This is a genomic window from Bradyrhizobium sacchari, from assembly GCF_002068095.1.
Classification (GTDB): domain Bacteria; phylum Pseudomonadota; class Alphaproteobacteria; order Rhizobiales; family Xanthobacteraceae; genus Bradyrhizobium; species Bradyrhizobium sacchari.
Genome location: NZ_LWIG01000008.1, coordinates 18,804 through 29,539, shown reverse-complemented (window position 1 = coordinate 29,539; position 10,736 = coordinate 18,804). Strand labels below are relative to the sequence as shown.

Here is a 10,736-nt window from a genome sequence, read left to right as displayed (position 1 = left end):
CCGAGCCGATCCTGCTCGGCGTCAGCGGCCCCCTCACGGGCCCGAACGCGCAATATGGCACGCAGTGGAAGCAGGGTTTTGACCTTGCGCTCGACGAGATCATGGCTGCCGGCGGCATCAACGGCCGCAAGCTCGCCTATCAATTCGAGGACAGCCAGAGCGACCCGCGCCAGTCGGTGGCGATCGCCCAGAAGTTCGTTTCCAATCCCGCCATCGTGCTGGAGCTTGGCGACTTCTCCAGCCCGGCGTCGATGGCGGCATCCCCGATCTACCAGCGCGCGGGCCTCGTGCAGTTCGGCTTCACCAATTCGCATCCTGACTTCACCAAGGGCGGCGACTTCATGTGGAGCACCTCGGTCAGCCAGGCCGACGAGCAGCCGCTGCTGGCGTCCTATGCGGTGAGGCGCCTCGGGCTGAAGAAGCTTGCGGTGCTGCACCTCAACACCGATTGGGGCCGCACCAGCCGCGACTACTTCGTCAACGCGGCCAAGGAATATGGCGCCGAGATCGCGGTCACCGAGGGCTATATCGCGGAGGAGCGCGACTTCCGCTCGACGCTGGTGCGCGTGCGCGATGCCAATCCGGACGGCCTGATCCTGATCTCCTATTATTCCGACGGCGCGCTGATCGCTCGCCAGGCCCGCCAGGTCGGGTTGAAGCAGGTGATCTGCGCGGCCAGCTCGGTCTATTCGCCGAAGTTCCTGGAGCTTGGCGGTGAGGCGGTCGAGGACGTGCATGTCGGCACGCGCTACTTCCCGGAAGATCCGCGGCCCGAGGTGCAGAAGTTCATCGCCGGCTTCAAGAAGAAATACAACGGGCTCGAGCCCGACGCGTTCAATGCCTACGCCTACGACGCCATGAACATGGCGGCCGCGGTGGTGAAGATCGGCGGCACCGACCGCAAGGCGATCCGCGACGCCTTCGCCAAGGTCAGGGACGTCCCAAGCGTCATTTTCGGCACCGCGACGTTCGACGTCGCGACCCGTCGGATCAAAGGCGCCATGAACGCCGAGCTGGTCGTGCGCAAGGGCCAGTTCGCGCTCTGGGACGGCAAGCCGACCTGACCTGATGGCCGGGGCAACCGCTCCGGCCGCTCTTCTCTCTACGCGGGGACCAACGTTTGTCTTCCTGGCTCGACTACACGATCAACGGGCTGATCGTCGGCAATGTCTACGCCCTCGTTGCGGTCGGGCTCGCGCTGATCTTCGGCGTCAGCCGGCTGATCAACTTCGCGCAAGGCTCGATCTATCTGGTCGGCGCCTATATCGGCTGGGTCGCGGTGGTGCAGCTGCATACGCCGCTGCCGCTCACCATCATCGTGGTCGCGGCGGCCGCGGCGGTGGTCGGCCTGATCATCGAGCGGTTTGGCCTGCGGCCCCTGCAGAACTCGGTGCGGATCGCGCCGCTGCTCGCGACCATCGGCATCAGTTTCGTGCTGGATCAGCTCGTCATGCTGACCTTCTCGCCCAATCCGCGCGCGCTGCCGAGCCAGCTGCCTGATGTGCGCTTCCAGGTCGGCGGCGGCACAATCGGGCCGCTTGACCTGCTGATCGCCGGCGTCGGCCTCACCAGTGCGCTCTTGTTGTTCGTGTTCCTGCGCTACAGCAAGCTCGGCTGGGCCGTGCGCGCCGCCTCGCAGGACCGCGACGCCGCGATGCAGATGGGCGTCGACGTCAACCGCGTCAATCAGGCGGTGTTCGGCATTGCCGCCGCGCTCGGCGGCGTCTCCGGCATGCTGGTCGGCATGTACTACAACCAGATCGACACCGCGATGAGCCTGCAGGCGACGCTCAAGGGCGTCGTCGCCGAAGTCGTCGGCGGCGCCGGCAACGTGCCGGGCGCGGTGATCGGCAGCCTGTTGCTCGGCCTCGTCGAAAGCTACGGCGTTGCCGTGTTCGGCACCAGCTACCGCAATCTGTTCGCCTTCCTGCTGCTGGTCGTCGTGCTCGTGCTGCGGCCGAACGGCCTGTTCGCCAGCGCGCGGCAGGCGCCGCCCGAACCGCTCACCGGCACCTTCATCGCGCCGAGCCGCCCGGTGCGCATCCCGCGCTGGGCCTTGGCTGTCGCAGCCGCGATCTTTGCGGTCCTGCCGTTCTTCCCGGTGTCCTTCTACGTGCTGCAGACCCTGATCAATGCCTGGCTGCTCGGCATGCTCGCGCTCAGCCTGACGCTGGTCGCGGGCACGATGGGCCAGGTCTCGCTCGGACATGCCGCGCTGCTGGCGATCGGCGCCTATACGTCGGCGCTGCTGTCGCTGACCCTTGGCGTTCCGGTCGGCCTCGCCATCATCGCCGGCGGCCTGATGAGCGCCGCGCTCGGCACGCTGTTGATCTCGCCGTCCTTCCGCCTGCGCGGACACTATGTGTCGATTGCGACGCTCGCCATCGGCGAGATCGTCTCGCTGGTGATCCTGAACTGGGAAAGCGTCACGCGCGGACCGATCGGCATCTCCGGCATCCCGCCGCTGTCTCTGTTCGGCTACGATCTGATCAGCCCGACCTCGATCTACTGGTTCAGCTTTATCGTGATGGTCGTGTTGGCGCTGCTCCAGGGGCGGCTGCTCGGCTCGCATCTCGGTCGCAGCTTCCGCGCCATCCGCGACGACGATATCGCCGCGCGCGCCTATGGCCTCAGCCTGAACCGCTACAAGTCGCTGGCCTTCATCTTCGGCGGCTTCGCCGCCGGCGTCAGCGGCGGCATCGCCGCGCATCTCTATTCCTACATAAACCACGAGACTTTCAATACGCAGCAATCCATCCTGGCGCTGACCGTCGTCATCCTCGGCGGCCTCGGCAACGTCGTCGGTGCGATCGTCGGGTCGGTGGCGCTGGTGGGCCTGCCCGAAGTCTTTCGGATCGCGGCGGAGTATCGCATCCTGATCTACGGCATCGTGCTGCTGCTGCTCGTGCGGTTCAGGCCGCAGGGCCTGCTGGGGACGATCTGATGGCGGAGCAGCACCATCCCATGCTGTCCCTGCGTGGACTGACGCGCCGCTTCGGCGGCCTCACCGCGGTCGATGCCATCGATCTCGATCTCGCCAGGGGCGAGCTCATCAGCATCATCGGCCCGAACGGCGCCGGCAAGACGACGCTGTTCAACCTCGTCACCGGGCTCGACCGGCCCGACGCCGGCACCGTGCACTTCGAAGGCCAGGACATCACCGGCCTGTCGCCAGAGCGGCTCGCGGCCGAAGGCATCGCGCGCACCTTCCAGCTCGGCCGTGTCTTCGGCAATCTCAGCGTCATGGACAACGTCCTGATCGGTGCCCATACGCGCTTGCGCGCGGTGAAGCCGGCTGTGCCGGTGATCGGTCCGCTGCTCGAACTCGGCCTCGCGCTGCTGCGTCCGGCGAGCGTCAAGGCGGAGGAGGAGCGGCTGCGCGAGGAGGTGAAGGCCATCCTCGCCCGCTTTGGCGAACGGTTGCTGCCGCGCATCGACCAGCCGGCCTACAGCCTGTCCTACGCCAATCGCCGCCGCGTCGAGATCGCGCGTGCGCTCGCCTTGCAGCCGCGCCTCTTGCTGCTCGACGAGCCGACCGCGGGCATGAACCCGACCGAGACGGCGGAGATGCAGGCGCTCGTCGCCGAATTGAAAGCCGAAGGGCTGACCATCCTCCTGATCGAGCACAAGCTGGAGATGGTGATGCGCCTCTCCGAACGCGTCATCGTCATGGACGAGGGCAAGAAGATCGCGGAAGGGCCGGGCGAACAGGTGCGAACCGAACCCAAGGTGATCGAGGCCTATCTCGGCCACGGGCTGTCAGGGACGGCAGAGCAGGAGAGCGCGGCATGACGAATCCAGCTCCTGAACCGCTGCTGACATTGTCTGACGTCAACACCTTCTACGGCCAGGCCCAGGTGCATTTCGACCTGTCGATCACGGTCGCGCGCGGCCACATCGTCTGCCTGCTCGGCGGCAATGCCAGCGGCAAGTCGACGACGATGAAGATCATCCTGGGCCTGGTGAAGCCGCGCTCGGGCGAGGTGACGTTTGACGGCGCCTCGCTGATCGGCCTCTCAACACCGCAGATCGTCCGCCGCGGCATCGCCTCGGTGCCGGAGGCGCGGCGGCTGTTCGCCGACATGAGCGTGCGCGAGAACATCCTGATGGGCGCCTTCGTACGCAACGATCGCGATGCGGTGGCGCAGGATCTCGACAGGATGCTGACGCTGTTCCCGAAACTCGGCCAGCGGCTGTCGCAGCGCGCGGGCTCCCTCTCCGGCGGCGAGCAGCAGATGGTGGCGATGGCGCGCGCGCTGATGAGCCGTCCCAGGATGATCGTGATGGACGAGCCGACCATGGGCCTGTCGCCGCTCTATGTCGATCGCGTGCTGGAGCTGATCCGCACCATCAACCAGGAAGGCGTCTCGGTCTTCATGGTCGAGCAGAATGCCAGCCTCGCGCTCGAGATCGCGCACGAAGCCTATGTGCTGCAGACCGGCAAGATCGTGCTGTCAGGCCCGGCGCGCGCGCTGAAGGATGATCCGCGGGTGCGTGACGCCTATCTCGGCGGCTCCGAGGCGGCGTAACGCTTCAGGCCGAAGCCGCGCTCTGCACCGTCTCCGCCGGCAGATCGTCGCCATTGGGATCGCCCGGCGCGGTCGCCCAGGCCAGCTCCACCAGCGTCACGATCCGGCGTCCGCCGCCGTCGATCTGGACGACGATCAGGCCCTGCTCCTCCATGTATCCGAGCAAACGCTGCGCCCGGCGCAGCGAATGCGAGCCGTAGGCGCGGGCGATCGCGGCATCGCCCGGACAGGGCCAGCCTTCCTTGGCCGCGCGCGCGATCATCATGAACACGCCCTGCATGTCGTCGGGCAGGATCGAGGCGCGCAGCGACACGTCCTGCCAGGCGTCGTCTTCAGTGAGATCCGTGCCGACGCCGGCCCGCGCATGCGTCAGCATGCGGCGGAATTCGTTGAGATCGGGCACCGCCGCCCCTAAGCCCTCGATGCGGCAGCGGACCACGAATTCCTGGTAGAGCACGCCGATGGCGCGGAAGCCGGCGTCGGGCTCGGCGAGCACGGCCCTGAGCGTGCGATCGACGCGCTCGCGCCGCTCGGCAAGTTCCTCCGCACTGACCGGCACCTCGACCACCTCGGGCCGGATCTCCGGCACGGCGGCGGCCTTCGCGGCGCGGAGCTGTTCGAGCAGATCCGGCGCGGGCCGGCGCTGCGGCCGGCTGGCATCGGGCGGCGGCGCGGCCAGGATCACGGCGCGCGCATCCTCCAGCGGCGCTCCTGGCAGCGGCATCAGCCGCGGCGTCGAATTGCGCGGAGAGGTGTCGGTCGGCCCGATGTTGAGGCGCAACGGACGGCGCGACAGCGCCGGTCCCAGCGCCATGAACTGGCCGCGCTCGAGATCGCGAAAGGCTTCGGCCTGCCGCCGCTCCATGCCAAGCAGATCGGCAGCGCGCGCCATGTCGATGTCGAGGAAGGTCCGGCCCATCAGGAAGTTGGAGGCTTCCGCCGCGACGTTCTTGGCGAGTTTTGCCAGGCGCTGGGTCGCGATGATGCCGGCGAGCCCGCGCTTGCGGCCGCGGCACATCAAATTGGTCATGGCGCCGAGCGAGAGCTTGCGAGCCTCGTCCGAGACTTCGCCGGCGACCGCCGGCGCAAACAGCTGGGCCTCGTCTACCACCACCAGCATCGGATACCAATGGTCGCGGTCGACGTCGAACATCCCGCCGAGGAAGGCCGCAGCGCGTCGCATCTGGTTCTCGGCATCCAGCCCTTCGAGATTGAGCACGGTGGAGACGCGATGCAGCCGCGCGCGCTCGCCGGCGACCTGAAGGCCGCGCTCGGTGTGGTCCTCGGCGTCGATGACGAGATGACCGAAGCGCTCGGCCAGCGTGACGAAATCGCCTTCGGGATCGATGATGGCCTGCTGCACCCAGGGCGCGCTCTGCTCCAGCAGGCGCCTGAGCAGATGCGACTTGCCGGAGCCCGAATTGCCCTGCACCAGGAGACGCGTCGCCAGCAATTCCTCGAGGTCCATGGCGGCCGCGGCGCCTGCCGTGGTCTGCCCCATCTCGATCGCAACCGTCATGTCCCCGACTCAAGTCCCCATCATCTGCGGACAGGGGCTTATCAATCCCGCCGCGGCGCGTCGAGCGCTCCAGCGCGAATCGGGTCGCGTTGCCCACGGCGGCGTTCAGGCGTGATTCGACAGCCGTAGAAGTGCGGGCCGGTAGGGCGCCTGCGGATCGTCGTCCTCGTTCTCCGGGATCGCGCAGGAGCCGAATTCACGCCTGATCTGCTCGATCTCGGCGATGCGCGCGTGCAGCCGCTGCAGATGCTCGGGCGATCTCGCCCGCCAGAACCGGAAGGTGTCGGTGGTGAGCGGCAGGAACGCGGTTCCAAACAATGTCGGCTCGGGAACGACGGTGCGTCCGAGCAGCAGGAACCGCTCGGCTCCGGACACCACCAGCGTCGCATAGCCGCGATTTCCGATCCGCCTGATCCCGTTCAGCGACCATTCGGCAAGCTTGCTGAAATAGGGCTCCTCGCGCCAGCGATCGGGGCAATGGTCGTCGACCGTCACGTTCACGGCGTCCTGGCTGAAATGCACGATGATGCCCGATTTCGCCGGGAACCATTGATCGTCGAGATGGCCCTGCAGCCAGGCACAGACGAAGGACCGGCACATCTGCGGACGGCGCTCGTAGATCGTGCATCCGGTGCCGGTCTGCCAATGCCGGCAGAGCTGGTTCACCGGCTTGTCGACCGCGGCCACTTCGAGAATGTCGCAGCAGGCGTTGCACGATCCGCATTGCCGCGCGGGCATCGCGGTCTTCGGCAGGCCGGTCGTGCGAAAACCCTGGCCGTCGCGGACCAGCAGCTTCTGCTTCTCCAGCGCGGCCAGCGCACGTTCGATCTTGAGACGGGAGAGCCCGGTGGCGTCGATCACGCCCTTGATCGTCGTGGCGCCCGCTTCCACCGCGCGGACGACGCTCAGCATGGCCTGGTCCATGGCTTCTTCTATTGTTCTTGTCTGGATTCCCCGACGCAGGTTCCGCAAAAAACGCCGCCAGGAAGGTGATCTACAAAACTATGTTGCCGACGCCTGCGCGCGAAGCAAGGAGACGGGTTCTAGGCGGCGACACGATCGCGTGATCGGGGGTGGCGCGGTTGTTCTCGTTGGGCGATGCCTTGGTGCTGCGCCGGACCGCGCCCCGCAGGGAATGACACAGATCAAGGCCCACGCGCCTGGGCTCTGTTAGCTGGGTGCATGAACTTCCTGACCTTCTTCACGGCGACCTGTTTTCTTCTCGCCATGCCGGGACCGACCAACACCCTGCTCGCGACATCGGGGGCAGGGGTCGGTATCTCCCGTTCGCTTCATCTGCTCGCGGCGGAATTGTGCGGCTATCTCTCGGCGATCGCCCTGCTGCGGCTGGCGCTTGGCCCCGTCGTCAGCGACATTCCGCTGGCGGCTGTCGCGCTCCGCATCGCCGTCACTGTCTACATCCTCGGTCTTGCCGCCATGCTCTGGCGCGTCAACGCGCGCGAGCTGCATCACGGGGTGGTGGTGACGTTCCGCCAGGTGCTGCTCACCACGCTGCTGAATCCGAAGGCGATGGTGTTCGCCTTCCTGCTGCTGCCGCTTCAGGCCGGACCGTCCGAGCTGTTGCCCCGGCTCGGTGTGATTGTGCTCCTGATCGTCATGGCGGGAGCCGCCTGGGTGACGCTGGGCGCGACGCTGGGCCGCGGTGCCCGTCGTCTCGGGCGTCCCGAGCTGATCGGCCGAACCGGCGCGGTCACGCTCGTCGCCGTCACTGGCCTGATCTGGCTGCAATCATTCATGAGCGCGTGAACGCTTGCGGGACGTCAAGGCGAAGGTGTGTCGTCCATCGCAGTCTCGGCGCGTTGTGGAGGCATCGGCTGTCATGGTCAATCGGCGCAGCTTCGCGGCAGGACTGGCGTGTGCCGCTGTGATGTCTCCGCAGGGATCGCGTGCAGCTACGTCCATGACTTACGCGGAGGCGGTGCGCACCACCTGGGCGCCGCTGCGTCCGGATGAGGGCGTCCATGGCATCGTGCGTTACGCGACCCTCGCCGCAAACAGCCACAACACCCAGCCCTGGCGCTTTACGCTCGGTCCGGAAAGCATCGTCATTGCGCCCGACGTCTCGCGTCGTTGTCCCGCGGTTGACCCCGATGATCACCACATCTACGTCAGTCTCGGCTGTGCCGCCGAGAATCTCGTTCATGCGGCGGCCGCCTTGGGCTTGAGGACGACATTGCGGTTTGACGCCGGTGCGGTCGTCGCCGATATCGAGCGCGCGCCCGCGCAGGTTTCGGCCCTGTTCGCCGCGATACCGAACCGGCAGTCGACGCGTGCGGCCTATGATGGCAGGCCCGTTTCAAACGATCTGCTTCGCAGCCTCGAGCAGGCCGGATCCGGCGAAGGAGTCACGGTCTTGCTCGTGACCGACCGTCAGCAGATGCAGCGCCTCACCGACTATGTCGTCGAAGGCAACACGCTGCAGATGCGTGATCCGAAGTTCATGGAGGAGCTCAAGGCCTGGATGCGCTTCAACGAAAGTGAGGCGGTTGCAACGATGGATGGCCTGTTCTCGCGCACGTCGGGCAATCCGGCCCTCCCGCGGTGGCTGGCCCGGCCGTTGCTGCCGTTCGTGTTCACGGAACGCGGTGAGAACGACAAGTACCGCGCCTGTATCGAGAGCTCCGCCGGCCTTGCGGTGTTCGTCGCCGATCGCGACGACAAGCCGCATTGGGTCGAAGTCGGGCGCGCCTGCCAGCGCTTCGCACTGCAGGCAACGGCGCTCGGCCTCAAAAATGCCTTCGTCAATCAGCCGATCGAGATTCCCGACCTTCGCCGGCAGCTTGCGACGTATCTCAGTCTTGGCCGGCGCTTGCCCGATCTCGTGATGCGCTTCGGTGCAGGGCCGGAGCTGCCGAGATCATTGCGCCGGCCCGTGGCGGCGGTGATCGCGCAAGGCCGATGATCGCCGCCAAGCCGCCTTACTGTGCGCCGGATCCGCCCTGTACGATCTTCTCGTTCAGCTTCTGGTCCACGGTCTCCACCGTGCGGTCGATCTCGGCATTGGGCACGCCGAGCTGATGCGAGATCAGTTTCACCAAGAGGTCGACGCGCTCGATGAAGGGCGCGCCACTCGCCACCGCGCGCGCGGCCGACGACGGCTTGAGCAGGCTCTCGGCCGCCTTGGCGTATTTCGCGAATGGCACCTGGTCCTGCGGATCGGCGCCGAGGCGGCGCGCGACCGCGTCGACGTGATCGTAGATCGTCTGCGAGCGCTTGAGATCGCCATGCACGGCGTCGCGGATCGACTGCGGCTCGTGCGGCGTGATGCAGCGGTAGTTGCCGGTGAGCAGCATCGACCATTTCGCCAGCGGCACGAACAGAGAGTCGAACACCTTGAGCTTCACCGGCACGTCCTGGCCGTCGAGCGTGACCGCGTCGATGTCGGCCTCGAGCTCACGCAGCAGCTTGTTGTGCTTCTCGTCGGCGAAGACCGATGCCTTGAAATTGGTGGGCAGGCCGACATGAAGCACGTTCGCCGCTTCCTCCGGCGGACGGAAGGCCTGCGGGTCCGGCGAGCACAGCGTCACGAGGCCCGGCTCGAAGCGCTCCCACACCTGTGCGTTGGTGTAGGCCTCTTCCAGATCCATGTTCGCCAGTGCCGGGATCCGCTTCAGATAGGGCAGCGGCGGCATGTTCATGATCGACAGGCAGGGCAGCTTCGCCGCGGCGATTTTGACCATGAGTACGCGCACCGTGTGGTTGGTGTATTGCGGCTCCTGCATGGCGAGGCCGACCAGATCGTAGCGCGAGACGTCGACATCGGCCGGCGTCACTGCATCGAGCTTGCCAGGCAGGTCGCGCGAGAAGATCGCCCGATGCACGGCCTCGTCGCGCAACTTGATGCGCACCTCGGTACCGTCGCGATTGATGAGCTCCGCGGTCTTGGCGCGGCAGACCAGGGTCACATTGTGCCGCGCCATCAGCAGCTTCGTGCCCAGCAGCGAGCCGTAAGAAGCCCCGAGAATCAGAATGTTACGCGCCATGTTTCGTCCCTTGGAGATGTCATGTGATTTTTGGGCCCCGGCCGTCGGTCCCGGGGCGTTTGCCGGCATGTAAAGCGAAGTGGCCGGCAATGGCAACTGGGATAATGCATACAAGATGCAGAAGGTCTGGCGGGCGGTCCGGCCGATGCCGTGTCGCGGAGCCTGTCATTGGGCGGCGCTTCGCGCCGGCCCGTTGGCCCATCCGGGCTGTGTCGCCCGGCTGTCAACCCGATCCACCAAAAATATTCCGCTTTACCGAAATTCGGATTTGTCGTATGTGGTGCCCATCCCGGCTCATTCTTGAGGGGCGATCATGTGGTCGTCATGTTCGCGAGCCGGGGCTTGCGGTGGACGCGGCAGCGTCGGGCACGAGATGGTGCGGGCAGGGCGGGTAGTCCCCGGTGAGCCCGCGGCCGCGTGCGGACGAACGGCGCTGACAGGTTCGTCTCGTTTGCAAGTTTCCGGCTCTGTCGACGGGGTTGGGAATACTGCGGCGATAGGGCGGGCCGTGCGTACGGCAAAACCGTGTGGTCCTGGCCGTCGTTGCTACGGTCAAGCTCTTGCGGAGGCGGCAGTTGCGTCAACCGGCGCGCTGCTGGTGAATTCCGTGAGAGTGAGGGAGGCCAGAGGGAATTCGGCTCCCGGGAGAGCACGGCATAAGCCGTCCGACCATCGCGCAGGGAA

The 10,736-nt window shown here is 66.5% G+C and carries 9 protein-coding genes; 6 read left to right on the top strand and 3 right to left on the bottom strand.

Features of this window, described 5'->3' with window-relative positions; genetic code table 11:
* From A5906_RS11300 to A5906_RS11285, 4 genes are all read left to right on the top strand, one after another.
* A partial coding sequence (locus tag A5906_RS11300; RefSeq protein WP_245326680.1) for an ABC transporter substrate-binding protein occupies positions 1–1,064 on the top strand: 1,064 nt, incomplete at its 5' end.
* Between the two features lie 56 nt (positions 1,065–1,120).
* Positions 1,121–2,944, top strand: a complete 1,824-nt coding sequence (locus tag A5906_RS11295) for an ABC transporter permease (RefSeq protein ID WP_080135302.1) — start codon at positions 1,121–1,123, stop codon at positions 2,942–2,944.
* Complete coding sequence (locus tag A5906_RS11290; protein ID WP_080135301.1) at positions 2,944–3,792, top strand: ABC transporter ATP-binding protein; 849 nt, start codon at positions 2,944–2,946, stop codon at positions 3,790–3,792. The genes A5906_RS11295 and A5906_RS11290 overlap by 1 nt, the downstream gene beginning before the upstream one ends.
* Entirely contained in the window at positions 3,789–4,529 is a 741-nt protein-coding gene (locus tag A5906_RS11285) for an ABC transporter ATP-binding protein (protein WP_080135300.1), read from the top strand. The genes A5906_RS11290 and A5906_RS11285 overlap by 4 nt, the downstream gene beginning before the upstream one ends.
* Positions 4,530–4,533: 4 nt before the next feature.
* Here A5906_RS11285 and A5906_RS11280 read toward each other — a convergent pair whose 3' ends face one another.
* Together A5906_RS11280 and A5906_RS11275 are read right to left on the bottom strand one after the other, a co-directional pair.
* Positions 4,534–6,048 (bottom strand): helicase HerA domain-containing protein, encoded by a 1,515-nt coding sequence (locus tag A5906_RS11280; protein ID WP_080135299.1) that lies wholly within the window; start codon positions 6,046–6,048, stop codon positions 4,534–4,536.
* Positions 6,049–6,153: 105 nt separating this feature from the next.
* Complete coding sequence (locus tag A5906_RS11275; RefSeq protein ID WP_080135298.1) at positions 6,154–6,972, bottom strand: YkgJ family cysteine cluster protein; 819 nt, start codon at positions 6,970–6,972, stop codon at positions 6,154–6,156.
* Between the two features lie 258 nt (positions 6,973–7,230).
* On the opposite strand from A5906_RS11275, the gene A5906_RS11270 reads away from it, so the two are divergent.
* Both A5906_RS11270 and A5906_RS11265 read left to right on the top strand, forming a co-directional pair.
* The gene (locus A5906_RS11270; RefSeq protein ID WP_080135297.1) at positions 7,231–7,815 is read left to right on the top strand and encodes a LysE family translocator; all 585 of its coding nucleotides are present in this window, start codon (positions 7,231–7,233) and stop codon (positions 7,813–7,815) included.
* Positions 7,816–7,969: 154 nt separating this feature from the next.
* Entirely contained in the window at positions 7,970–8,971 is a 1,002-nt protein-coding gene (locus A5906_RS11265; RefSeq protein ID WP_136615143.1) for an Acg family FMN-binding oxidoreductase, read from the top strand.
* A gap of 16 nt (positions 8,972–8,987) precedes the next feature.
* Here the strand turns inward: A5906_RS11265 and A5906_RS42960 are convergent, their stop codons facing one another.
* Positions 8,988–10,052 carry a ketopantoate reductase family protein gene (locus tag A5906_RS42960; protein WP_080135295.1) on the bottom strand — a complete coding sequence of 355 codons (1,065 nt, stop codon included), beginning with the start codon at positions 10,050–10,052 and terminating at the stop codon, positions 8,988–8,990.
* Positions 10,053–10,736 lie beyond the last annotated feature (684 nt).

Coding starts and splice junctions, on each gene's coding strand:
- A5906_RS11270 (WP_080135297.1), top strand. CDS start 7,231: ATGAACTTCCTGACCTTCTTCACGGCGACCTGTTTTCTTCTCGCCATG.
- A5906_RS11285 (WP_080135300.1), top strand. CDS start 3,789: ATGACGAATCCAGCTCCTGAACCGCTGCTGACATTGTCTGACGTCAAC.
- A5906_RS42960 (WP_080135295.1), bottom strand. CDS start 10,052: ATGGCGCGTAACATTCTGATTCTCGGGGCTTCTTACGGCTCGCTGCTG.
- A5906_RS11275 (WP_080135298.1), bottom strand. CDS start 6,972: ATGGACCAGGCCATGCTGAGCGTCGTCCGCGCGGTGGAAGCGGGCGCC.
- A5906_RS11265 (WP_136615143.1), top strand. CDS start 7,970: ATGACTTACGCGGAGGCGGTGCGCACCACCTGGGCGCCGCTGCGTCCG.
- A5906_RS11280 (WP_080135299.1), bottom strand. CDS start 6,048: ATGACGGTTGCGATCGAGATGGGGCAGACCACGGCAGGCGCCGCGGCC.
- A5906_RS11290 (WP_080135301.1), top strand. CDS start 2,944: ATGGCGGAGCAGCACCATCCCATGCTGTCCCTGCGTGGACTGACGCGC.